This window comes from Meridianimarinicoccus marinus, assembly GCF_040689105.1.
Classification (GTDB): Bacteria; Pseudomonadota; Alphaproteobacteria; order Rhodobacterales; family Rhodobacteraceae; genus Meridianimarinicoccus; species Meridianimarinicoccus marinus.
On record NZ_JBFBVU010000033.1, the window covers coordinates 1 to 23,114 of the forward strand.

The 23,114-nt window shown below is 64.7% G+C and carries 18 protein-coding genes and 2 tRNA genes; 10 read left to right on the plus strand and 10 right to left on the minus strand.

The genetic code is table 11. From position 1 onward, the window contains the following. Positions 1 to 466 precede the first annotated feature (466 nt). A complete protein-coding gene (locus AB0T83_RS17680) occupies positions 467 to 2,026 on the plus strand; it encodes an arylsulfatase (RefSeq protein WP_366194579.1) in 1,560 nt (519 codons plus the stop codon). Between the two features lie 103 nt (positions 2,027 to 2,129). Here the strand turns inward: AB0T83_RS17680 and AB0T83_RS17685 are convergent, their stop codons facing one another. Together AB0T83_RS17685 and AB0T83_RS17690 are read right to left on the minus strand one after the other, a co-directional pair. Then, on the minus strand, positions 2,130 to 4,079 hold the full coding sequence (locus tag AB0T83_RS17685; protein ID WP_366194552.1) for a multiheme c-type cytochrome: 1,950 nt from the start codon (positions 4,077 to 4,079) through the stop codon (positions 2,130 to 2,132). Positions 4,080 to 4,096: 17 nt separating this feature from the next. Continuing rightward, positions 4,097 to 4,429 (minus strand): DUF6476 family protein, encoded by a 333-nt coding sequence (locus tag AB0T83_RS17690; RefSeq protein WP_366194553.1) that lies wholly within the window; start codon positions 4,427 to 4,429, stop codon positions 4,097 to 4,099. Positions 4,430 to 4,587: 158 nt separating this feature from the next. Between AB0T83_RS17690 and AB0T83_RS17695 the strand changes: the two genes are divergently transcribed. The 3 genes from AB0T83_RS17695 to AB0T83_RS17705 all read left to right on the plus strand — a co-directional run bounded on the left by AB0T83_RS17695 (position 4,588) and on the right by AB0T83_RS17705 (position 7,647). After that, positions 4,588 to 5,628, plus strand: a complete 1,041-nt coding sequence (locus AB0T83_RS17695) for a pseudouridine synthase (RefSeq protein ID WP_366194554.1) — start codon at positions 4,588 to 4,590, stop codon at positions 5,626 to 5,628. A 96-nt stretch (positions 5,629 to 5,724) separates the two neighbouring features. Next, on the plus strand, positions 5,725 to 6,618 hold the full coding sequence (gene rpoH / locus AB0T83_RS17700; RefSeq protein WP_366194555.1) for an RNA polymerase sigma factor RpoH: 894 nt from the start codon (positions 5,725 to 5,727) through the stop codon (positions 6,616 to 6,618). Between the two features lie 57 nt (positions 6,619 to 6,675). Then, a complete protein-coding gene (locus AB0T83_RS17705; RefSeq protein ID WP_366194556.1) occupies positions 6,676 to 7,647 on the plus strand; it encodes a Gfo/Idh/MocA family protein in 972 nt (323 codons plus the stop codon). A gap of 21 nt (positions 7,648 to 7,668) precedes the next feature. Here the strand turns inward: AB0T83_RS17705 and AB0T83_RS17710 are convergent, their stop codons facing one another. Both AB0T83_RS17710 and mdoH read right to left on the minus strand, forming a co-directional pair. Then, positions 7,669 to 8,250, minus strand: a complete 582-nt coding sequence (locus AB0T83_RS17710; RefSeq protein WP_366194557.1) for a YceI family protein — start codon at positions 8,248 to 8,250, stop codon at positions 7,669 to 7,671. A 20-nt stretch (positions 8,251 to 8,270) separates the two neighbouring features. Beyond that, on the minus strand, positions 8,271 to 10,028 hold the full coding sequence (gene mdoH / locus AB0T83_RS17715; protein ID WP_366194558.1) for a glucans biosynthesis glucosyltransferase MdoH: 1,758 nt from the start codon (positions 10,026 to 10,028) through the stop codon (positions 8,271 to 8,273). A 503-nt stretch (positions 10,029 to 10,531) separates the two neighbouring features. Here mdoH and AB0T83_RS17720 point away from each other — a divergent pair. After that, positions 10,532 to 11,377 (plus strand): glycosyltransferase family 4 protein, encoded by an 846-nt coding sequence (locus tag AB0T83_RS17720; RefSeq protein ID WP_366194580.1) that lies wholly within the window; start codon positions 10,532 to 10,534, stop codon positions 11,375 to 11,377. On the opposite strand, the gene AB0T83_RS17725 is transcribed toward AB0T83_RS17720, so the two are convergent. The 6 genes from AB0T83_RS17725 to AB0T83_RS17750 form a co-directional block, all read right to left on the minus strand. Then, positions 11,337 to 11,411: transfer RNA gene (locus tag AB0T83_RS17725), tRNA-Glu, on the minus strand. The two genes, AB0T83_RS17720 and AB0T83_RS17725, sit on opposite strands and share 41 nt — an antisense overlap. 223 nt (positions 11,412 to 11,634) lie before the next feature. Then, a tRNA-Glu gene (locus AB0T83_RS17730) sits at positions 11,635 to 11,709 on the minus strand. Positions 11,710 to 11,785: 76 nt separating this feature from the next. Then, positions 11,786 to 13,540: a single-stranded-DNA-specific exonuclease RecJ gene (recJ, locus tag AB0T83_RS17735; protein ID WP_366194559.1), complete on the minus strand. Its 1,755-nt coding sequence runs from the start codon at positions 13,538 to 13,540 to the stop codon at positions 11,786 to 11,788. Position 13,541: 1 nt separating this feature from the next. Then, complete coding sequence (gene glpX / locus AB0T83_RS17740) at positions 13,542 to 14,507, minus strand: class II fructose-bisphosphatase (protein WP_366194560.1); 966 nt, start codon at positions 14,505 to 14,507, stop codon at positions 13,542 to 13,544. Between the two features lie 56 nt (positions 14,508 to 14,563). Beyond that, complete coding sequence (locus tag AB0T83_RS17745; protein WP_366194561.1) at positions 14,564 to 15,850, minus strand: homoserine dehydrogenase; 1,287 nt, start codon at positions 15,848 to 15,850, stop codon at positions 14,564 to 14,566. Positions 15,851 to 15,949: 99 nt separating this feature from the next. Beyond that, positions 15,950 to 16,198 carry a hypothetical protein gene (locus AB0T83_RS17750; protein ID WP_366194562.1) on the minus strand — a complete coding sequence of 83 codons (249 nt, stop codon included), beginning with the start codon at positions 16,196 to 16,198 and terminating at the stop codon, positions 15,950 to 15,952. A 47-nt stretch (positions 16,199 to 16,245) separates the two neighbouring features. Here AB0T83_RS17750 and AB0T83_RS17755 point away from each other — a divergent pair, with 47 nt between their 5' ends. The 5 genes from AB0T83_RS17755 (at position 16,246) to rpoD (ending at position 23,029) form a co-directional block, all read left to right on the plus strand. Beyond that, on the plus strand, positions 16,246 to 16,845 hold the full coding sequence (locus AB0T83_RS17755) for a TetR/AcrR family transcriptional regulator (RefSeq protein WP_366194563.1): 600 nt from the start codon (positions 16,246 to 16,248) through the stop codon (positions 16,843 to 16,845). 30 nt (positions 16,846 to 16,875) lie between these two features. Beyond that, positions 16,876 to 17,343 (plus strand): hypothetical protein, encoded by a 468-nt coding sequence (locus AB0T83_RS17760; protein WP_366194564.1) that lies wholly within the window; start codon positions 16,876 to 16,878, stop codon positions 17,341 to 17,343. Positions 17,344 to 17,493: 150 nt separating this feature from the next. Further along, positions 17,494 to 18,918 (plus strand): Glu/Leu/Phe/Val family dehydrogenase, encoded by a 1,425-nt coding sequence (locus AB0T83_RS17765; protein ID WP_366194565.1) that lies wholly within the window; start codon positions 17,494 to 17,496, stop codon positions 18,916 to 18,918. 48 nt (positions 18,919 to 18,966) lie between these two features. Next, the gene (gene dnaG / locus AB0T83_RS17770) at positions 18,967 to 20,907 is read left to right on the plus strand and encodes a DNA primase (RefSeq protein ID WP_366194566.1); all 1,941 of its coding nucleotides are present in this window, start codon (positions 18,967 to 18,969) and stop codon (positions 20,905 to 20,907) included. A gap of 127 nt (positions 20,908 to 21,034) precedes the next feature. Further along, positions 21,035 to 23,029 carry an RNA polymerase sigma factor RpoD gene (gene rpoD, locus AB0T83_RS17775; protein WP_366194567.1) on the plus strand — a complete coding sequence of 665 codons (1,995 nt, stop codon included), beginning with the start codon at positions 21,035 to 21,037 and terminating at the stop codon, positions 23,027 to 23,029. The last annotated feature ends 85 nt before the right edge of the window (positions 23,030 to 23,114 follow it).

Genomic DNA, 23,114 nt, shown 5'->3' on the forward strand with positions numbered 1-23,114 from the left:
ATACTTGTTCGTTGTCTTTGTCATGATGCTCCATCCTACTCAGGAGTTGGAGCCTCCGGCAAACCCGGTGCGGGTCAGGCGTCAAAGGGCAGGATAACTGACGCACTCAAGGTCTGTGAAACCGGCCCCGTACTCGCACGAGTTTCCCGAAACAGACGATTGATCTGCGCCATTCTCCAAGCCAATGTGCACGGGTACGCCGAAACACGGTGCTAGAGCGGTCAATAGTTCGCGTTGGCCTGGGTTGTGGGTACGCCCAAAGTCTGGTGCCATCCGGCTGCACGTTCGAACCGCTTCTTATTGTCAGGGACATTTTTCTGAAGTCAGGATTTTGCCAAAAGACGGAAGCGACCTAGTTTGACTAGCTGATGTGCGCCGGGACAACTGGACAGTCTTCAAAAAATAGCAACAGGGAGAATTTGCAATGCACCCAAGAGCCGTCAGGTTCGGCTTTTCAGCAGCGACAATGGTGTCGCTGGCCCTCGCGGCCAGTATGGCCGTGGCGCAGGACGAAAAGCCGAACATACTTGTAATCTGGGGCGACGATGTCGGTCAGTCCAACATTTCCGCCTATACACGCGGGCTGATGGGGTATCACACGCCCAACATCGACCGCATCGCGGAAGAGGGGTTGTTGTTCACCGATTATTATGGCGAACAGTCCTGCACCGCCGGGCGATCGTCCTTCATCATGGGGCAATCGGTGTTCCGTACCGGCCTGTCCAAGGTTGGCCTGCCGGGCGCCGAAGAAGGCATGCAGGTCGAAGATCCGACCATCGCAGGTCTGCTGAAGGCCCAGGGCTATGCCACCGGCCAGTTCGGCAAGAACCACCTGGGCGACCGGGACGAGCATCTGCCAACCAACCACGGCTTCGACGAGTTCTTCGGTAACCTCTATCACCTGAACGCCGAGGAAGAGCCAGAGAACGAGGATTACCCGGGCGATATGGTGCTGCCCGATGGGTCGACCTTCCGCGAGGCCTTCGGTCCGCGCGGCGTGGTCAAGTCTTCGGCCGATGGCAATATCGAAGACACCGGCCCGCTGACCAAGAAGCGCATGGAAACCGTCGATGACGAAACCGTCGCCGCGGCGCTGGACTTCATCGAGCGTCAGGAAGCCTCGGGCACCCCGTGGTTCGTCTGGTGGTCGGGCACCCGGATGCACTTCCGCACGCATGTGAAACCTGAAATGCGTGAATTGGCCAACGAGATCGCCGGTCGCAATGTCGACGAATACACTGCGGGCATGATCGAACACGATCTGCACATCGGTCAGTTTCTCGACAAGATCGACGAGCTTGGCATCGCCGACAACACCATCGTGTTCTATTCGACCGACAACGGTCCGCATATGAACACCTGGCCCGATGCCGCGATGACGCCGTTCTGGGGTGAGAAGAACACCCAGTGGGAAGGCGGCTGGCGGGTGCCGGCAATGGTGCGCTGGCCTGGCAAGATCGCCGAAGGCGGTGTCGTCAACGAGATCGTCCATCACATGGACTGGCTGCCGACTTTCCTTGCGGCGGCTGGCAACGAGACGGTGAAGGAAGACCTGCTTGACGGCGTCACCGTGGCCGAAGTGGGCGGCGGGCGCGACTACCGCGTGCATCTGGATGGTTACAACATCCTGCCGCTGCTGACCGGTGAAACCGACAAGAGCCCGCGTCGGGAGATCTTCTACTTCACCGATGATGGGGACCTGGCTGCCCTGCGCTTCGACGACTGGAAGATCACCTTCCTGGAACAGAAAGCCTGGGGCACGCTGCGCGCCTGGATGGAACCGCTGACCCCGCTGCGGGTGCCGCTGATTTTCAACCTGCGCCGCGATCCCTACGAGCGGGCCTATCGGACCTCGAACACCTTCTACGATTGGATGCTAGACCGGGCTTATTTCCTGGTGCCGGCACAGCAGTACGTGGGGGCTTTCCTTGAAACCTTCCAGGAATACCCGCCGCGTCAGGAAGCTGCTTCGTTCAGCCTCGACAAGGTGATGGAGAAACTGACGGCCCCGGTCGGCGCGCCGTAAGCGTGCGACAGGTAACGAAAAAGACCGGATCCGCCATCGCGGGTCCGGTCATTTTTTTTTGGCGTATCGCAACGCTGGTCCAGCACCCGTGCCGCCGTGATCCCTAGGGCTGCAGTTCCAACAGGTACTGGCGCAGGATCGCGCTGTCGGGGTTCTTGATCAGCCCGCGCCGCACCGTTGCACGTGCGCCGGCCGTGTCGCCCAGGGCCGCCTGAATGCGGATCATCATGACCCAGGCATCCTCCAGTTGCGGATCCTGCTCGACCGCTTCGCCAAAGGCGGCAAGGGCAGCCGGCATGTTGCGCATGGTCAGGCCGAGCCCGCCCAGGATCATCTGGGTTTCGGGGAAATCCGCGCGGGCGCTCAGCCCGTCCTGCCATTCCGACATGGCGGTTTCCAGGTTGCGCTGAAGCCGGTCGGGCAGGCGCATGGGCGGCGCGTCCAGGAACTCGCGCACCGTTGCCAGCCGCACCAGTTTCACCGGGTCGCCCAGCAGATTGGCAAGCCTTTGCACCCGCGTTACCGGCTCGGCGCCGCGCTGCACGGACACCGCAGCGGCGCGCACCAGTGGGTCCTCGTCGCCCAGTAGCGGTTCCATCCGGTCGGCAGTGTCCGGCGTGCTGGCCAGCCCCAGAAGATCCAGCGCCGAGGCACGCACGATGCCGGGCATCGAGGTTTCCCGCGCGATGTCCATCAGCGCCGAGGTCTGCGTCGCCGGAGCCACCCGTGCGGCGGCAAAGGTGGTTGCGAAATGCGGGCCGCGATGTGCGCTGTCAGGGAATTTCTCGTCCAGAACCTGCGCCGCCCAACCCGCGGTTTGGTCGGTGTGGCAGTCGTTGCAGGCGTTGGGCGTGCCGATCTCGACTGTCAGATCCGGGCGCGGCACCCGGAAGGAATGGTCGCGGCGGCCGTCGGTGCCCATGTAGACCCGTTCGATCATGTGACAGGACTTGCACTGGGCACCGTCGCTGCCTTCGGGATGGAAATGATGCTCGGGGCTGTCGTAGTCGGCCAGCGGCAGGGTCGGGAACCGGTTGTTGCCGGTGGTCGAATGACACTGGGTGCAGACCGCGTTGCCATCCGCTTTCAGCCTTGCGGCATGCGGGTCGTGGCAATCGGTGCAGCGCACACCCTTGTCGTACATTTTCGACTGCAGGAACGAGCCGTAGACATAGACCTCGTCCTGGATCTGGCCGTCGGCGTGATAGGCGCCCTCGCGCAGCAGCGCCAACCGATAGGAATCGTGGAACGGCGTGCCCGGTTCCGGGCTGCGATCGCCGAAAGGCTCACGGCGCGAATGGCAGCCGGCGCATTGCGAGATTTCGGTGGCGGCATCCAGCGCGTCGAAGTTCAGGGTCAAGCCCTTCATGTCCACCTCGGTCCAGGCGGCGTGATCGAAGTTGTCCTGCAACTCGGCCCATTCTGCATGGGCCTCTGACGGGCCGTGGCAGGCCTCGCAGCCGACGCCGATCTCGGCTGCGCTGCTGGAATAGGTCGCGCTGAGCGGATCATAGGCCTTGTCATAGTCGGTGGCATGACACTCTGCGCAGCGGGCATTCCAATTCTTGTAGGGGCCGGTCCAGTGCAGGCCATCGCTGGCCGACAGGTCCTGATCCGGATAGAGGTGATACCAGCGTCCCGCCTCGGTGTCCCAGACCACGTCAAAGGACTGCAGCTTTCCGGGCGCCGTTTCCAGCAGGTACTGCTGCAGGGGCTCGATCCCGACGACACCGGCCAGCGGATAGCGCGTGTCCTTTCCGTCCGGGCCGGGGGTCGTCACATACGAGGTGTCGCCCGTGCGTTCGAATTTCGACACCTCGCCGTTCAGGGAAAAGCTGGTGCTGTCGAAATCGGCCAGGATGTTGTCCGGCGTCGGTGCGGTCCAGGCCAGCGCGTGATGCGAGCCAGACCATGCCTCAAACGCATCGTCATGACAGTCGACGCAGGCGTCGCTGCCAACATATCCTGGCAGACGCGGCGCTTGCGCGCTGGCGGGGGCGGCAGCGAGCACGCCAACCCCAAGGATCACGCCGCAAAGGGCAGGGCGGAGCATTGCGGACATCAAGGGGATCATTGCGCCTCCACCGTGATCTTGACCTGCTGGCGCAGCGTGCCGGTGGCCTTGTCGAATATCAGGATCTCGTCCTGCGCGGTCACCACCGCGTACCATGCGGCGCCAACGGTCACAGCCATGGGAACGGTGCCATCGGGCAGCGTGACCGTGTCGGGTAGCGTGACAACATCGGGCAAGGACGGCGCTGTTTCACCGGAAAATTTCCAGATCATCAAGCCAATGATCGTCACGATTCCCAGTATCATCACCGCGGTCAGAACCGAGACGAGAATCCTGAGAAAGCGCAGGTTGGCGGGCTCCGGCCCGGCTGCGTCGCTGTTGTCCACCATGCCCGTCATTTACTGCCTTGTTTCTTTGTGCGCCTTGATACGCGTCAAAACCGGTTTTCACCAGTCGCCCCCGATCAAATGTTTACATATCCGGGTCAAGATTGCTTGCGTCGCATATGTCCCGGCGGTACGGCTGACCACCCCGTCAAGGACCCCATATGACCCAGCCGCAGGCCATCACCGTGATCATCTCCGCCGACCCGCCGAAACGGCTGGACAAGGCGCTTGCCCGCGACGTGCCGGAAACGGCGGCGCTCAGCCGGTCGCGACTGGCGCGGCTGATCGGAGAGGGCGCGGTCCGGCGGGCCGGAACGGTGCTGTCCGATCCCAAGGCGAAGGTGGCCGAGGGCGACGAGATCACCGTGCTGGTCGAAGCCCCGGCCGAGGTCGAAACCCGGCCCGAGGACATCCCGCTGGAGATCCTGTTCGAGGATGACGATCTGATCGTCGTCAACAAGCCCGTGGGCATGGTGGTGCATCCCGCACCGGGCTCGCCGGGCGGCACGCTGGTCAACGCCCTGCTGCACCATTTCGGCGACAAGCTGTCGGGCGTGGGCGGTGAAAAGCGGCCCGGCATCGTGCACCGCATCGACAAGGACACCTCGGGCCTGCTGGTCGTGGCCAAAAGCGACCGTGCCCATCACGGGCTGGCCGCGCAATTCGAGGCGCATACGGTCAACCGCCGCTACGTGGCCTTCGTGCATGGCGTGCCGGATGCGGGCGATCCGCGCCTGCGCGGGCTGCGCGGTGTCGGGTTTGAGCCCGGCGGTATCCTGCGGCTGACCACCCAGATCGGCCGCCATCGGACCGAACGGCAGAAACAGGCGGTGCTGGCCAATGGCGGGCGCCACGCCATTACCCGCGCCCGCGTGACCAACAGCTTCGGCGACCCGGCCGGCGCGGCGCGCGTGGAATGCTGGCTGGAAACCGGGCGGACCCATCAGATCCGGGTGCACATGGCCTATGCCGGGCACGCGTTGCTGGGCGATCAGACCTATGGCGCGCGCCGGCGGTTGCCGAAAAAGGGCTTCCCGCCCGAGGCCCGCGCTGCCGCCGATGCATTTCCACGTCAGGCTCTTCACGCCGCGACACTTGGATTTGAACATCCCGTGAGCCATGAGATGTTAAGCTTTTCCGCAGAATTACCCGAAGATATGTTGCAGCTGGAACACCAGCTCTCTGCGCCTTCAGGGACATGACGGGGTCGTGAACATCGGCGAAACATCTTGATCCGCCATGATTGCGCCACCATTTAATGTAAAAGAGCGAAACATAAAAAGATAGGGACCGTCCAGTTGAACAAGTTTGCCAATCTTCCCGCGCCGTCTCCCGAACAGGGGCTGAACCGGTATCTTCAGGAGATCCGGCATTTTCCGATGCTGGAACCGGAAGAGGAATACATGCTGGCCAAACGGTGGGTCGAGGATCAGGACACCGAGGCCGCCCACAAGATGGTGACATCGCACCTGCGACTCGCCGCCAAGATCGCCATGGGCTATCGCGGCTACGGGCTGCCGCAGGCCGAGGTGATCTCGGAAGCCAACGTCGGCCTGATGCAGGCGGTCAAGCGGTTTGATCCGGAAAAGGGGTTCCGTCTGGCCACCTACGCCATGTGGTGGATCCGCGCGTCGATCCAGGAATACATCCTGCGGTCGTGGTCGCTGGTGAAGCTGGGCACCACGTCAGGCCAAAAGAAATTGTTCTTCAACCTGCGCAAGGCCAAGGCCCGCATCGGAGCGCTGGAAGACGGCGACCTGCGGCCCGAGAACGTCAAGCGCATCGCCAATGATCTGAATGTGACCGAAGATGAGGTCATCTCGATGAACCGCCGGATGTCGGGCGGCGATGCCTCTCTGAACGCCATGGTCGGATCCGAGGATGACAGCGCGACCCAGTGGCAGGACTGGCTGGAGGATGAAACCGCCGATCAGGCCGGCAGCTATGAAGAAGCCGACGAACTGGCGGTTCGGCGCGAACTTCTGGAAGAAGCCATGGACGCGCTGAACGAGCGCGAGAAGGATATCCTTGTGCAGCGGCGTCTGCAGGATCGCCCGGTGACGCTGGAAGAGCTTTCTGGGCAGTATGACGTCAGCCGCGAACGGATCCGCCAGATCGAGGTGCGGGCGTTTGAAAAGCTGCAAAAGCGCATGAAGGATCTGGCCCAGAAGAAAGGGCTGACGGCGATCTAGCCGTTGCCATTGCCCCCTGTTAGCGTCTAACACTTGGCGTAAAACAGGGGGTTTCTCATGTCTCACGTTTCCTGGGGTGTCCTTGGCGCCGCGCAATTCGCCCGCAACTTCATGGCGCCTGCGCTGCATCTGGCACCGGGCGGCAAGCTGGCCGCATTGGCGACGCGTTCTGCCGACAAGGCTGACGGGTTTCGGGCCATCGCGCCCGATCTGACAGTCCACGACAGCTATGACGCGCTTCTGGCCGATCCGGCCATCGACGCCGTCTATATTCCACTGCCCAACACGATGCATGTGGACTGGACCCTGAAGACGCTGGCGGCGGGCAAGCATGTGCTCACCGAAAAGCCGATCTCGATGCAGGCCGAGGAAATCGACCAACTCATAGCAGCGCGCGACGACAGCGGCTTGCTGGCCGCCGAGGCCTATATGATCGTGCATCACCCGCAGTGGCAATTCGCCCGCGACCAGATCAAGGCCGGGGCCATCGGCGATCTGGTGCATGTGTCGGGCATGTTCTGTTTCGACAACCCCGATCCGGACAACATCCGCAACAAGGCCAATACCGGCGGCGGCGCCCTGCGCGATATCGGCTGCTATGTCATGGGCGGGGCGCGCTTCGCCACCGGCAAGGAACCCGGCGAGATCCGGTCGGCCATCCGCTGGGAAAACGGCTATGACGTGTTCAGCCAGATCGACGCGCAGTTTCCGGGCTTCACCTATCACGCCGTGGTGTCAACCCGCCTGTCGCCGGCGCAGGAAATGGTGTTCTACGGACGCAGCGGCACGCTGCGGCTGACCACGCCGTTCAACGCGCAGGTATTCGGCGAGGCCAAGGTCGAAGTTCAGCGCGGCGGGGCCGAGACACAGGTCCACCGGTTCGGTGGGGCGCGGCAGTATGAATTGCAGGTCGCGGCGTTCAACGCTTCGGTTCTGACCGGTGCGGCCTATCCCTGTCCGCTGGAGTTCTCGAAGGGCACGCAGGCCGCCATCGACCAGGTCTTCGCCAACGCCCGCACGCTGGACTGAGGCCACACGGGGCCAGAAGGATCAATCCTGCCGGATGCCCTCGGCCTCGATGATCAGATAGACCTCGTCGGCGACCAGCCCGTTGGCGATGCCATAGTCCATCCCGAACTCCGACCGTTTCACCATTCCGCGCGCCGAAATGCCCACGGTCTGCTTGCGGTGTCCGAACGGGTAGACGGCGATCTGGTTCAGCGTCACGTCCAGGGTCAGCGGCTGGCTGACGCCGCGCAGGGTCAGCGTGCCATCGACGGTGCCGGTGGTTTCGGTGATCGCGGTGCCGCCTTGGGCAGTGAAGGTGAAGGTCGGATGGGCTTCGGCCGCCAGGAAATCCTTGCTGCGCACATGACCGTCGCGCGCCGGGTCGTCGCTTTGCAGCGACGCCGCTTCGACGGTCACCTCCACCGCGCTCAATTCCGTGCTGACTGGATCGAATTCGAACCCTCCCGACACCTCGGTAAACCGGCCCAGCACATTGGCATAGCCCATGTGTTTCACCAGGAAGGCCACCACCACATGTTCGGGATCCACCGAGTATCGCGCCATTTCGGCCTGTGCGGTCAGCGGCAGAACCGTTGCGAGGGCGAGAAGGGCGAGGCGTTTCATGGGAAGGTCTCCTTGGGCAGTCAGGCGGCTTTCAGAATTTCGGGGCGCGTCTCGTGGCGGTGCCTGTGGTCATCCTCGGGGATGTCGAAGATGCCGTTGCGGATCGACCACGCGCCGCAAGCGGGCAGGGTGGTCAGCACCGCGATCGGGATCGCGAAAGTCAGGGCCAGCAGCACCGGGGCGCCGAAAATCATCGCCCAGGGTGCGGTGCTGGCCAGAAACAGGCTCAGCCCGATGCCGGTGAGGGTCTGCGGCCAGAGCATCCGCGTGGCCTCGTCCCAGCCCAGCCGGTAACGCTCGCGGGTCTGGGCACGCCACTGGATGCGGCGTCCGAACAGTAGCCCCACGGCGAAGATCGAGATCGAGAAAGCCACCGCCGGGGCGGTCAGCATCGACAGCGCCAGTTCCAGCAGACCCGAGGTGACGACGCGGGCGCGTCCGCCATAGCGGCGCGCTTCGCCCCGGTTCAGCCAGACCTGCGCCAGTCCCATGATCTTGGGAAACAGGTTGAGGGTCATGATCGCGGCAAACAGCGCCAGCCCGTAGCCGAAGGGCACCCCGGTCAACTGGCTGCTGCCGCCGGCCAGAACCGCGCCCATCAGGATGAAGGCCATCCACGCCGGCGCGGTCAGATACATCAGGATCGCAAGCCCCAGTTGCAGGCGGCTGACGGGCTTCAGGCCGGGCGTGCCCAGAAGGCGGAAATACTGGAAGTTGCCGTTACACCAGCGCAACTCGCGCAGGATGAAATCGGTCAGGCTGGGCGGGTTTTCCTCAAAGCTTTCATCTTCTTCCGCCAGCACCCGCACCTCGTACCCGGCGCGGCGCATCAGGGCGGCTTCGACCTGGTCGTGGCTCAGGATATGGCCCGAAAGCGGCCCCTTGCCGGGCAGAACCGGCAACATGCAATTGTCGCGGAACGGCGCGGTGCGCACCACCGCGTTGTGGCCCCAGTAAGGGCCGCAATCGGCCTGCCACCATGCCGAGCCGAGGGTGAAGCTGCGCATGCCATGGCGCATGCCGAACTGGAAGGCGCGGGTGAAGAAGCTCTGCGCCGGGCGGCCGACCACCAGCCCTTGCAGAAGTCCCAGCTCGGGGTTGGCTTCCATCACGCGCACCAGGCGCAGGACGGCGCTGGCACCCATGACGCTGTCGGCATCCAGTGGCAGGAACAGGTCGTGATCGTCGCCACAGCGGGACAGGAATTCGGCGATGTTGCCGGCCTTGAAGCCGCTGTTGTCCAGACGCTGGCGATAGAAGATCCGGGCACCCGGCGCGCGGGCCCGCCAGCCGTCCACGCGCTGACGCTCGGCGGCGGCGATGGCGGGCAGGTTGGTGTCGCTGAGCACGTGGAACTCGAACTGACCGGCCCAGGGGGTGCGGGCCAGATCACGCTGGACGGCCTCGAACCCGGCCAGCGCGCTTTCGGCGGATTCATTGCGCAGGGGCATGATGATGGCGCAGCGCAGGGTGATGGGGGCGTCGGGATCGGTGCGCCGCAGTTGCGGGGTGACATGGCCCGCTGCATCCCGGTGGCGCAGGTCCAGATACAGGCCGATGATCGCGTTCCAGAAGCCGATGCTGAGCCAGGGCAGGGTCAGCGCGTAGGCCCCCAGCATCGCCCATTCCAGAGCGGAGACCCCGTTGAAGGCCAGCAAGCGCCCCATGGCGGCCAGCAATACCAGCACGGTTGCCGTGTTCAGGGCCAGCACCAGCAGGCGGCGGCGCTGGACGATTGTATTCAGTGTGGCGCCGGACGGGCTGGCGGGGCCGGACACGGAAAGACTGGGATCGGTAATGGCCAAACGGATCGTCCTGTGATTGCGTCCCGCGTCTGGAACGCGACGCGGATGTTGATAGATGTCATGACGGAAGCGGCCTTCAATGCAAGCCAAGCCTGATGACATTTCCGACAGAGCCGGCGAGATCACGCGCAGTTGACCCCTTGCAGGCACTTCCGGGCCGGGAAATGCTGCAACCTCAGGCGTTTCGCGGATCGGCGCAGGCGCCTGCCGACAGGAGAAGGATCATGCCCCCCAGACATGCGGCGCTTGCGGTGCCCGGAGACATTACGACCAAAACCGGCGGCTACCTGTACGATGCCCGCCTGATGGCGGCGCTGCGCGGGGCCGGTTGGGACATGCGCCTGATCCGCCTGCCGGACGGGTTTCCGCATCCGGATGCCACCGAACAGGCAAAGGCCCAGGCGGCGCTTGCCGCTCTGCCGCCCGATTGTCCGGTGATCGTCGACGGGCTGGCCTACGGCGCGATGGACACGGACATGCTGGCGGCGGTGGCGGCGCCGCTGGTGGCGCTGGTGCACCACCCGCTGGCGCTGGAGACCGGTCTCGCGCCCGAGGTGGCCGCCGCGCTGGTCGCGCGCGAGCGGGACAATCTGGCGCTGGCCCGTCACATCCTGGTGCCCAGTCCGCACACCGCCCGTGTCCTGATGGCGGACTACGGGGTGCCGGAGGCCAAGCTGACGGTGGTGGAGCCGGGGGTGATCCGTTCCGCTCAGACGGCAGTGAGCAAGGCGGAACCGCCGCTGATCCTGTCTGTGGGTCTTCAGGCCGCGCGCAAGGGGCATGACGTGCTGCTGCGTGCCCTGGCGCGGCTCACCGATCTGGACTGGCAGGCGGTGATCGTCGGGCGGGCGCATGAGGCACCAGTGGCGCGGGCGCTGGTGCAGTTGCGCGGCGATCTGGGGGTGACCGACCGGGTGCGTCTGGCCGGTCTGCTTTCGGACGACGAGGTGCAGGACCTGTACCGGGCCGCGCGGGTATTTGCGTTGGCTACAAGGTACGAGGGTTATGGCATGGTCTTTGCCGAGGCGCTTGTCCACGGGTTGCCCATCGTAAGCTGCCGTGTCGGCGCGGTGCCTGACACCGTACCGGGGCAGGCGGGGCTGCTGGTGGAGGCGGAGGATGACCGCGCCTTTGCCGAAGCGCTGCGCCGGGTTCTTTGCGAGGCCGGGATGCGCCAGGCGATGGCGTCGGCGTCAGACCGTGCCGGTCTAAAGCTGCCCGATTGGGACATGCAGGCGCGCAGGGTCGGCGCGGTTCTGGAGGCTTTGACGGAGGGGGAAGTGGCAGTCCGTAGGGGAATCGAACCCCTCTTTCCAGGTTGAAAACCTGGCGTCCTAACCGATAGACGAACGGACCGCGCTTGGCGTGAGAGGCTCTCTATCGGCTGGGCGGTACCGGCGCAACCCCTCATGTAAGTGGATTTCGGGGTTTTTCCGGGGAGCGTTCCCGTGGCGTGCGATGCGCTGCTGCCCGAAGTGCGGCACCGGTGGCGCGCGGGTGATATTGAGTATTTTTGCCAAGAAAAAGATCGCCACGCAGGTCGACGGGACGGGGTTCAAGACAGGTGTGCGAGGGGAAGTGGCAGTCCGTAGGGGAATCGAACCCCTCTTTCCAGGTTGAAAACCTGGCGTCCTAACCGATAGACGAACGGACCGTGCTTGGCGTGGGGCGGTATTTAGGAAAACCGGCCCGGGCACGCAAGGGGAAAATCATGGGAAAACCGGTTTTTTTCAGCTGGGCAAGGCGGCATCTTCAAGGCGCAATTGCACCGTCTCCCGGCCGCGCCAGGTGTTGATTTCCAGCCGGCCGGCGACGTGGAGGCGGGCACCGGTGCGCGCCTCGATCGCGGGGCCGAGATCGCTCTCGAAAGCGCCGAAGCAGATGGCGTCCATGCGCGCGCCCATGTCATCGCCCAGCGTCAGTTTCAAGTGGCTCTGGCCGACCCGGCGGGCATAGGTGACCAGGCAATCGGGCAGGGCAAAGCGCGGTGCCGGGGCGCTGGCGCCGAAGGGGCCGGCCTGCTCCAGCGCGGTGACAAGATCCGGTGTGGCGGCACCCGGCATGAGCATCGCATCCAGTTTCAGATCACCCGGACCGGCGCGGCCCGCCCCCTGTTTTTCCAGAAGCTCCGACAGGGCCGCCATGGCCGGTTCCAGTTGCGCGCGGCTGAGGCTGAGACCGGCGGCCATCTTGTGCCCGCCGCCCTTTTCCAGCAGCCCCCGCGCCGCGATCCGGTGGATCGAGGCACCAAGATCGACGCCGGAGATCGAGCGGCCCGAGCCCTTGCCCGCGTCGCCATCGAAGCCGATGACCACGGCGGGGCGGTTGGTGGCCTCTTTCAAGCGGGCGGCGACGATGCCGACGACGCCCGGATGCCAGCCGTCGCCGGCGGCCCAGACCAGCGGTGCATCGAACCCGCGGGCTTCGGCCTGCGCCATGGCGGCCTCGCGGACGCGGGCCTCGATTTCGCGGCGGTCGCTGTTGAGTTGGTCGAGGCGGGCGGCCAGCCCGGCGGCCTCTTGCGGATCGTCCGTGGCCAGCAGTCGCGCGCCCAGATCGGCGGTGCCGACCCGTCCGCCGGCATTGATGCGCGGGCCGAAGACGAAGCCCAGGTGATAGCTGGCGGGTGCCGTGTCCAACCGCGCCACATCGCCAAGTGCCACAAGGCCAAGGTTGCGACGCTGACCCATGACCTTCAGACCCTGTCGCACCAGCGCCCGGTTGACCCCGATCAGGGGCGCCACATCGGCCACGGTGGCCAGCGCTACAAGGTCCAGCAGTGCCATCAGGTCGGGGCCCTTTTGCCCGGCAGCGCGCATCTGGCGGTTGACCTCGACCAGCATCAGGAAGACCACGCTGGCCGCGCAAAGATGGGCCAGATCGCCGGTTTCGTCCTGGCGGTTGGGGTTCACCACGGCGCAGGCCGGGGGCAGGGTTTCGCCGCCCAGGTGATGGTCGAGCACGATGACCTCGGCGGCCGTGGCCGCGGCCAGCGCGTCATGAGAGAGCGTGCCGCAATCAACGCAGACGATCAGGTCATGGTCGGCGGCGAGGCTGGACATGGCCTCGGGGTTGGGGCCGTAGCCTTCGTCGATGCGGTCGGGCACATAGAGGGTCGCCGCTTGTCCGATGGCCCGCAGCCAGCGCAGCAGCAGGGCAGCGGAGGATCCGCCATCCACGTCGTAATCGGCAAAGATGGCGATCCGCGCCCCGGCGTTGGCGGCCTTCAGGAACACCGCGGCGGCGGTTTCCATGTCCTTCAGCACGCGTGGATCGGGCAGAAGGTCCTTCAGCTTTGGCGCCAGGAAGGTTTCTGCATCTTCGGGGGCGACGCCGCGCCGTGCCAGGACCGCGCAGACCGGCAAGGGCAGGCCGGCGCGCTGGTGCAGCGTTTCCGCCGCGCGTTGCAGATCGGGTGGCGGCCCGAGCCAGCGCCGCCCGGTCAGGGACCGGGTGACGCCCAGAAACCCGTTCGGGTCAGACACCTCAGACGGTGGGATTGCGATAGATCATGCGCCGCACCGAGCCGGTTTTTGAGCGCATCAGCAGGGTCTCGGTGGTCAGATAGCCCACTTCGCGCTTCAGACCGGCCACGAGCGAGCCGTCGGTGACCCCGGTGGCGGCGAAGATCACGTCGTCGGTGACCAGTTCGTCGCGTGTATAGACCTTGTCCAGATCGGTGATGCCGGCCTTGGCGGCGCGGCCACGCTCGTCATCGTTGCGGAACATCAACTGGCCGTAGATCTGGCCGCCCATGCATTTCAGGGCCGCCGCGGCCAGAACGCCTTCGGGCGCGCCACCGGATCCCATGTACATGTCGATGCCGGTCACGGCGGCTTCGGCGCAATGGATCACACCGGCCACATCGCCATCGGTGATCAGGCGGATGGCGCAGCCGGTGGTGCGCAGTTCGGCGACCATGTCGTCATGGCGCGGACGTTCCAGCGCGCAGACAGTGATGTCGGAAGGATCGCAGTTCTTGGCCTTGGCCAGCGCCGCGACGCGTTCGGCGGGCGACATGTCCATGGTCACGGTGTCGGGGGCGAAGCCCGGCCCGATGGCCAGCTTGTCCATGTAGACGTCGGGGGCGTGCAGCATCGAGCCGCGCGGCCCCATGGCGATCACGGTCAGCGCGTTGGGCATGTCCTTGGCGGTCAGCGTGGTGCCTTCCAGCGGGTCCAGCGCGATATCCACGGGCGGGCCTTCGCCGGTGCCGACTTCCTCGCCGATATACAGCATCGGGGCTTCGTCCCGTTCGCCTTCGCCGATGACCACGACGCCGGCAATGTCGAGCATGTTCAGCTGCGTGCGCATGGCGTTGACCGCGGCCTGGTCGGCGGCTTTCTCGTCTCCGCGTCCGATCAGCTTGGCCGAGGCCATGGCGGCGGCTTCCGATACCCGGGCGAGGCCCAGCGAAAGCATGCGGTCGTTGAAATCTCTGGGTGTGGCCATGGAACGGTCCTTGTCTTGCTTGTCTGGCGCCTTGCGGGGCAGGGCTGGTGAACTGGTTATACTTCTTCGATGCGGATGGCGACCGGCTGTTCGGCCAGAACGCCGGTGGCGTCGAACCGGGACAGCGCCTGATCCAGCGCATCGCGCGTGGTTTTATGGGTGACGATTAGCACCGGGGCGCTGCCTTCGGCGTGGCCATACTGACGCATCCGGTCGATCGAGACCCCGACATCGCCCAACGTGGTGGCGATCTTGGCCAGGGCGCCCGGCTTGTCCAGCAGGCTCAGGCGCAGGTAGAACGGGGCCGGGGCCGCGCTGGTGGCGGCGGGGGCATCCGCAAGACTGGTGGCAGGCTGTCCGAAGACCGGCATCCGCAGACCGCGGGCAATATCGATGACGTCGGACATTACGGCCGAGGCCGTCGGGCCTTCGCCCGCGCCCGCGCCGCGCAGCACGATCTGGCCGCAGCTGTCGCCTTCGATCACCACCATGTTGGTGGCCCGTTCCAGCCGTCCCAGCGGCGAGCCCTTGGGCACGAGACAGGGCGTCATGCGCTGGACCAGCCCGCGCCCGGTCATCTGGGCCACGCCCAACAGCTTGACGCGGAAGCCCATGTCCGAGGCGCGGTTGATGTCCTCGATGGTGATGCGGTCGATGCCTTCCAGATGCACGCCGTCGAAATTGACCTTGGTGCCGAAAGCCACTGCCGACAGCAGCGCCAGCTTGTGACCCGCGTCGATGCCGCCCACGTCCAGGGTCGGGTCGGCTTCCAGATAGCCCAGATCCGAGGCTTCCTTGAACACCTCGTCATAGCTCAGGCCAGCCTTTTCCATTCGGGTCAGGATGTAATTGCAAGTGCCGTTCATCACGCCCATGATCCGGGTGACCTTGTTGCCGGCCAGGCCTTCGGTCAACGCCTTGACCACCGGGATGCCACCGGCAACGGCGGCCTCGTAGCGCAGCACGCAGCCATTGGCCTCGGCCAGTTCCGCCAGTTCCTGCCCGTGCACCGCCAGCATCGCCTTGTTGGCGGTGACCACGTCCTTGCAGGCGTGCAGCGCGGCCTCGGTCGAGGCCTTGGCCGGGCCGTCTTCGCCGCCCATCAGTTCGACCACCACATCCACGTCGTCGCGCTTGGCCAGCGCGACCGGATCGTCTTCCCAGCCATAGGTCGACAGATCGACGCCGCGTTCCTTGTGGCGGGTACGTGCGGAGACGGCCGAGATGGTGATCGGGCGTCCGCAGCGCGCCGACAGCAGGGCGGCATGTTGCTGGACGATCTTGACCACGCCGGTGCCGACGGTGCCCAGACCTGCAATTCCAAGACGAAGGGGCTGGCTCATGATTATTCCTCAACTGCCGTCGCGTGACCGCGCTGTTAGCCGCTTCCGGCGATGACTGCAACGCGATGTCACCGGCAGGACCGCGGCGGTGCGCCGGGCTCAGGGCGCGTTGCGCAAATCCTCGGCCCGGCGGCGCAGGTCATCGCCGCGCGCAGTCAGCTCGGTCTCGATCGCGCCAGGGTCGGTATCGGCCGGGTTGGCGTCCAGCACGGCAAGCGTCGAGCGGATCTCGGGCACTTCCAACGTTTCGGGCGGCGCGAACAGCGGGTTGTCGTCATAACCCTCGGGGGCACAAGCCGCCAGCGCCACCGCGATCCCCACACTGCCGAACATTCTGGTTATGAACATCCGTTCACCTCTTGGCCCTTACCTGTCACACCGTTACAACGGCAACCATGGCAAGAACAGCAGGATCCTTCGGCGGCGTCACCGGACCGCGCGTGCTGAGCACGGCGCAGCGGCTTTTCGCGCGCCATGGGTACGCGGCGGTGTCGATGCGCCAGATCGCGTCCGAGGTGGGGGTGCAGGCTGGCGCCCTGTACAACTACATCCCCGACAAGCAGAGCCTGCTGTTCGACCTGATGCGCACCCATATGGACGAGGTGTTGCAGGCCTGGGAGGACGAACCACACCCGACCGGCGATCCGCTGGCCGAGTTGGAAGCCTTCACCCGCTTCCATGTCCGCTTTCACCTGGAACGACGCGAGGCCGTGTTTATCGCCTATATGGAGTTGCGCAACCTCGACCCCGAGAACCTAGAGGCGCTTCTGGCCCGCCGAAAGGCCTATGAGGAATCGCTGACCGATATCCTGCGCCGGGCCAAGGCGGCGCGTCTGGTGTCAATCTCCGATCCGAAAGTCGCCGCCTATGGTGTCATCGCCATGTTGACCGGGGTTCAGACCTGGTTCAAGGATGGCGGTGATCTGAGCCGCGAGAAGGTCGCGGACATCTACTGGGAAATGACCCGTGGCGCCGTTGGCGCGATGCGCGGCTGACCCCATCCCATTTCCTGACAGGACCCTTGTATGACCCCCCAACCCATCGCCACGCTCAACGCTTCGGTCCCGCGCCGCTACATGGCCGGTTTTGTCCTTCTGTCGATCGGCGGGCTGCTGCTGTGGATCGGCCTGACCAAGCCACCGGCCTCCATCGGCTGGCAGATCTACATGCTGGGGATGGGTGGGCTGGCCCTGTGGCTGAGCGTGCGGTTCTGGCAGGCCACGGCGGGCAGCATCCTTCTGACCCCGGAAGGACTGTTTGACGACACCGGGCATTGCCTTGTGCGGCTGGACAACATCGAAAAGGTCGAACGCGGCACCTTTGCCTTCAAGCCGTCGAACGGATTTCTGCTCGTCCTGAAGGAAAAACTGCCGCGCGGCTGGCAACCGGGCCTGTGGTGGTGCCTGGGCCGGCGCATGGGGTTTGGCGGGGTGACGCCGCCGTCGCAAGGAAAATTCATGGCCGAAATGCTGGCAATGGAGCTTGCGAAATAGCCCTTTCGCGTCGATCTGCACAAAAAAGCACCGAAATGAAAACTTTAGGGTGGTCCCGTTAGGTAACTCTGCCAAGGATTGGACAAGCGCGATTCCCAACACGTGCTGCCATGCGACAGACAGAGAGGTCATCGAACCATGCCCGACGGAATGATCAAGGAACCGAGTTTTCGCGAATCCGTAGATCTGATGTTCAACAGGGCGGTGTCCCTGATGGATCTGGAACCCGGTCTGGAAGAGAAGATCCGTGTCTGCAACGCCACTTACACCGTGCGCTTCGGGGTGCGCCTGCGCGGCAAGATGCACACTTTCACCGGCTATCGGTCGGTCCACTCGGAACATATGGAGCCGGTCAAGGGCGGCATCCGCTATGCCCTGGGCGTCAATCAGGACGAGGTCGAGGCGCTGGCCGCGCTGATGACCTATAAATGCGCGCTGGTGGAAACCCCGTTCGGCGGCTCGAAAGGCGGGTTGTGCATCGACCCGCGCGAATGGGAAGAGCATGAACTGGAGCGGATCACACGACGCTTTGCCTATGAACTGGCCAAGCGCGATCTGATCAACCCGTCGCAGAACGTGCCGGCGCCCGACATGGGCACGGGTGAGCGCGAGATGGCCTGGATCGCCGACCAGTACCGCCGCATGAACACCACCGACATCAATGCCGCCGCTTGCGTGACCGGCAAGCCGCCCCACGCCGGCGGCATCGCGGGCCGGGTCGAGGCCACCGGGCGCGGCGTGCAATACGCCCTGCGCGAGTTCTTCCGGCATCCCGAGGATGTGGCCATGGCCGGGCTTTCGGGCAAGCTGGACGGAAAGCGCGTGATCGTGCAGGGCCTGGGCAACGTGGGCTACCACGCCGCCCATTTCCTTGAGACCGAGGATGGTGCCAAGATCACCGGCATCATCGAACATGATGGCGCGCTGTTCTCGCCCGCCGGTCTGGACGTGGATGCGGTGCGCGCCTGGATCGTGAAATACGGTGGCGTCACCGGCTATCCCGACGCCACCCACAGCAGCGATGGCGGTACGGTGCTTGAGCAGGAGTGCGACATCCTGATCCCCGCCGCGCTGGAAGGGGTGATCCATCTGGGCAATGTCGCCAACATCAAGGCGCCGCTGATCATCGAGGCCGCCAACGGCCCGGTCACCGCCGGGGCCGACGAATACCTGCGCGACAAGGGCACCGTCATCATCCCGGATATGTATGCCAATGCCGGCGGTGTGACGGTCAGCTACTTCGAGTGGGTCAAGAACCTCAGCCACATCCGGTTTGGCCGGATGCAGCGGCGTCAGGAAGAAGCGCGCCACCAGCTGGTGGTCGACGAGTTGGAGCGGCTGGACAAATACCTCGGCGACGCCTGGTCCATGACCCCGGACTTCAAGCAGAAATACCTGCGCGGCGCCGATGAACTGGAACTGGTGCGCTCGGGTCTGGATGACACCATGCGCACCGCCTATCAGTCGATGCGCGAGGTCTGGCATGGGCGCGACGACGTCACCGACCTGCGGGTGGCAGCCTATCTGGTGGCCATCGACCGGGTGGCGGCCAGCTATCGCGCGGCGGGTCTCTGACGCGCGGGACCGCTGGACAGGGCGCGGGCTTGGGTCAATATAGGGACCATGAGTCTGCCCCCCGGTTTCCTTGAAGAACTACGCACCCGCACCAGCCTGTCTGGGGTTGTGGGGCGCAAGGTCATCTGGGATCCGCGCAAGTCCAATCCCGGACGCGGCGACATGTGGGCACCGTGCCCGTTCCACGAGGAGAAGACCGCCAGCTTCCACGTCGATGACCGCAAGGGGTTCTACTACTGCTTCGGCTGCCAGGCGAAGGGCGACGCGATCAGTTTCCTGCGCGAGACCGAGAACATGGAGTTCATGGAGGCGGTGCGGGCGCTGGCCTCGGACGCGGGCATGACCGTGCCGGAAAACTCGCCGCAGGAGCGCGAACGCGCCGAACGCCGCAACACCCTGACCGATGTGATGGAGGAAGCCGTGCGCTTTTTCCGGCGGCAGTTGTCGGGCGGCGGCGCGGCCGCGGCGCGCGCCTATCTGGAGCGTCGCGGACTGGACCCCGCCGCGCTGGAGAGCTTCGAGATCGGCTTTGCCCCCAACGGGCGGCAGGTGTTGCAGCAGCATCTGGCGGGCAAGGGGATTTCCTTTGACCAGATGGCGGCGGCAGGTCTGGCCCGCAGCCCGCAGGATGGCCGGGGCAGCCCCTATGACGTGTTCCGCGACCGCATCATCTTTCCGATCCGCGATCCGCGCGGGCGTTGCATCGCCTTCGGGGGCCGCGCCATGGCGGCGGATGCGCAGGCCAAGTATCTGAATTCGCCCGACACCGACCTGTTCGACAAGAGCCGCACGCTTTACAACCACGGGCCCGCCCGCACCGCCTCGGGCAAGGATCACCCGCTGGTGGTGGCCGAGGGCTACATGGATGTGATCGCCCTGTGCCGCGCCGGGTTCGAAGGCGCGGTGGCGCCGCTGGGCACCGCCGTCACCGAACATCACCTGCAAATGCTATGGCGCATGTCGCCCGAACCGATCCTGGCGCTGGACGGCGACACCGCCGGGGTGCGGGCGGCGATGCGGGTGATCGACCGGGCGCTGCCGCTGCTGGAGGCCGGGCGCGGGCTGCGGTTCTGCCTGCTGCCGCAGGGCAAGGATCCCGACGATCTGATCCGCGCGCAGGGGCGCGACGCGATGCAGACGGCGCTGGACAGCGCCCGCCCGATGATCGACCTGCTGTGGCGGCGCGAGACCGAAGGCAAAAGCTTCGACAGCCCCGACCGCCGCGCCACGCTGGACGCGCGCTTGCAACAGCTGGTGGGCCAGATCCCTGACAAGACCGTGCAGCATCACTACCGGACCGCGCTGCGTGACCTGCAATGGCAGGCGTTCCGTCCACCGCGCAAGACCCGCGCGGCGTTCAAGGCCGACCCCAAGCCAGTGCCCAGTTCGTCCACCCGCAACTCTCTGCTGGCCGGTTCCGATGGGCGCACCGAAATCGCGCTGCGCGAGGCGGTGATTCTGGCCACGGTGATCTCGACCCCCGAGGCGCTGGACGAGGTGGCCGATACCCTGGCCGAAATGAGTTTCACCGGCCCCGATCACCAGCGCATTCTGGATGCGGTGCTGATGTGGCACATGCGGCAGGAAAACGACCTGCGCGCGCAGGTTCTGGGGGCGGTCGGGCCGCAATGCCTTGAAAAGCTGTTCACGCAGGGCCATGTGGCAGTAGCCCCCGCCGTGCGCGCGCCCGGAAACCTCGAGATCGCCGAAATGTGCCTTTCCGAGGAACTGACGAAACTGCAAAGCCGCGCCGGGCTGGCACACGAAATGCGCGAGGCCGTTGAATCCCCGCAGGCGATCCCTGCAGACCGGCTGGCCTGGCGGCTGGCCAAGGCCAGCGAAGCGCGCAATCAGGCCGACCGGAGTACACTGGACGACCGCACCGAATACGACACCGGCGCCAATGGCGCGAAACTGAACCGGGATGAGAAAGAGGCGTTCGGCAAACTTTTGGACCGAATCAGCTTCTCCAAACCGAAGCGCGGGTAGGGAAACCGTGCTTTTTGGTGAGGAAATCCCAAAAAAAAACAGGTAGACGGAAGACCGAATCGCTTGGGCGTACTATGTGATTCTATGAGACCCGTCGCGAATCAGCGAATCCACCGAGGAGCCCCGCATGGCAGCCAAAGACGCCGACGATCGTAAGCAGGACGAGACCGAAGCAGAGCCGATGCTGGACATGAGCCAGACAGCGGTCAAGAAGATGATCGCCGAAGCCAAGGAACGGGGCTTCATCACCTACGATCAGCTCAACCAGGTGCTGCCCCCCGATCAGGTCTCTTCGGAACAGATCGAGGACGTGATGTCGATGCTGTCCGAAATGGGCATCAACATCATCGAAGAGGAAGAAGCCGAGGACGCGGATACCAGCAAGTCCACTGGCCTCGCCACAACCACCGGTTCTCGCGAAGTCACGGTTGCCACGACCGAAACCGAAAAGCTGGACCGCACCGACGATCCGGTGCGCATGTACCTGCGCGAGATGGGCTCGGTCGAACTGCTGTCGCGCGAAGGCGAGATCGCCATTGCCAAGCGGATCGAGGCGGGGCGCAACACGATGATCGCGGGCCTGTGCGAAAGCCCGCTGACCTTCCAAGCCATTACCATCTGGCGCGACGAACTTCTGTCCGAAGACATTCTTCTGCGCGATGTGATCGATCTGGAAACCACCTTCGGCAACGCCATGGACGAGGATGGCGAGGACGACACCACTCCCGTCGTTGCGCCGGTCAACGCCGATGGCACCGCCAAGCCCGCCGAGGGTGCGCAGACGCAGGAGCTGGACGCCGACGGCAACCCGATCCAGGCCGATGATGACGACGACGAGGACGATCAGGCCAACATGTCGCTGGCCGCGATGGAAGCGGCGCTGAAACCGCGCGTTCTGGAAACCCTGGACCGCATCGCCGACGACTATGAACAATTGTCGGAGTTTCAGGATCAGCGGATCTCGGCCACGCTGAACGAGGATGAAAGCTTCTCGGCCTCGGAAGAGGCGCGCTATCAGAAGTTGCGCTCGGAAATCGTGGAGCTGGTCAACAGCCTGCATCTGCACGCCAACCGCATCGAGGCACTGATCGACCAGTTGTACGGCATCAACCGCCGGATCATGTCGATCGACAGCTCGATGGTGAAGCTGGCCGACCAGGCACGGATCAACCGGCGCGATTTCATCGATGCCTACCGCGGCTACGAGCTGGATCCGAACTGGATCGAGCGGATGCAGGAAAACCCCGGACGCGGCTGGCAGGCACTGTTCGAACGCTCGCTGCCCAAGGTCGAGGATCTGCGGTCGGAAATGGTGCAGGTCGGCCAATACGTCGGCCTCGACATCAGCGAATTCCGCCGCATCATCCAGCAGGTGCAGAAGGGCGAGAAGGAAGCCCGCCAGGCCAAGAAGGAAATGGTCGAGGCGAACCTGCGGCTGGTGATCTCGATCGCCAAGAAGTACACGAACCGCGGCTTGCAATTCCTTGATCTTATTCAGGAAGGCAACATCGGCCTGATGAAGGCGGTGGACAAGTTCGAATACCGCCGGGGCTACAAGTTCTCGACCTATGCGACCTGGTGGATCAGACAGGCGATCACCCGCTCCATCGCGGATCAGGCGCGCACCATCCGGATCCCGGTGCACATGATCGAAACGATCAACAAGCTGGTGCGCACCGGCCGCCAGATGCTGCATGAGATTGGCCGCGAAGCGACGCCGGAAGAACTGGCCGCCAAGCTGCAGATGCCGCTGGAGAAAGTCCGCAAGGTGATGAAGATCGCCAAGGAGCCGATCAGCCTTGAAACCCCCATCGGGGACGAGGAAGACAGCCAGCTGGGCGATTTCATCGAGGACAAGAACGCCGTTTTGCCGCTGGACAGCGCCATTCAGGACAACCTGAAAGAAACCACGACACGGGTTCTGGCCAGCCTGACCCCGCGCGAGGAACGGGTGCTGCGGATGCGCTTTGGCATCGGCATGAACACCGATCACACGCTGGAAGAGGTGGGTCAGCAGTTCAGCGTGACCCGCGAGCGGATCCGGCAGATCGAGGCCAAGGCGCTGCGCAAGCTCAAGCATCCCTCGCGGTCGCGGAAACTGCGGTCGTTCCTCGATCAGTAATCGGGCCTTGAATCCGAAAGTGATCCTGCGCCCGCTGGTAACCCGGCGGGCGTATGCTATTTTGATTTCCAATTGATCGTGGAGC

Excerpts from the sequence above, each read along its gene's own strand:
- AB0T83_RS17680 (WP_366194579.1), top strand. The coding sequence starts at position 467 with ATGGTGTCGCTGGCCCTCGCGGCCAGTATGGCCGTGGCGCAGGACGAA.
- AB0T83_RS17685 (WP_366194552.1), bottom strand. The coding sequence starts at position 4,079 with ATGCTCCGCCCTGCCCTTTGCGGCGTGATCCTTGGGGTTGGCGTGCTC.
- AB0T83_RS17690 (WP_366194553.1), bottom strand. The coding sequence starts at position 4,429 with ATGGTGGACAACAGCGACGCAGCCGGGCCGGAGCCCGCCAACCTGCGC.
- AB0T83_RS17695 (WP_366194554.1), top strand. The coding sequence starts at position 4,588 with ATGACCCAGCCGCAGGCCATCACCGTGATCATCTCCGCCGACCCGCCG.
- AB0T83_RS17705 (WP_366194556.1), top strand. The coding sequence starts at position 6,676 with ATGTCTCACGTTTCCTGGGGTGTCCTTGGCGCCGCGCAATTCGCCCGC.
- AB0T83_RS17710 (WP_366194557.1), bottom strand. The coding sequence starts at position 8,250 with ATGAAACGCCTCGCCCTTCTCGCCCTCGCAACGGTTCTGCCGCTGACC.
- AB0T83_RS17720 (WP_366194580.1), top strand. The coding sequence starts at position 10,532 with ATGCTGGCGGCGGTGGCGGCGCCGCTGGTGGCGCTGGTGCACCACCCG.
- glpX (WP_366194560.1), bottom strand. The coding sequence starts at position 14,507 with ATGGCCACACCCAGAGATTTCAACGACCGCATGCTTTCGCTGGGCCTC.
- AB0T83_RS17745 (WP_366194561.1), bottom strand. The coding sequence starts at position 15,850 with ATGAGCCAGCCCCTTCGTCTTGGAATTGCAGGTCTGGGCACCGTCGGC.
- AB0T83_RS17750 (WP_366194562.1), bottom strand. The coding sequence starts at position 16,198 with ATGTTCATAACCAGAATGTTCGGCAGTGTGGGGATCGCGGTGGCGCTG.
- AB0T83_RS17755 (WP_366194563.1), top strand. The coding sequence starts at position 16,246 with ATGGCAAGAACAGCAGGATCCTTCGGCGGCGTCACCGGACCGCGCGTG.
- AB0T83_RS17760 (WP_366194564.1), top strand. The coding sequence starts at position 16,876 with ATGACCCCCCAACCCATCGCCACGCTCAACGCTTCGGTCCCGCGCCGC.
- AB0T83_RS17765 (WP_366194565.1), top strand. The coding sequence starts at position 17,494 with ATGATCAAGGAACCGAGTTTTCGCGAATCCGTAGATCTGATGTTCAAC.
- dnaG (WP_366194566.1), top strand. The coding sequence starts at position 18,967 with ATGAGTCTGCCCCCCGGTTTCCTTGAAGAACTACGCACCCGCACCAGC.
- rpoD (WP_366194567.1), top strand. The coding sequence starts at position 21,035 with ATGGCAGCCAAAGACGCCGACGATCGTAAGCAGGACGAGACCGAAGCA.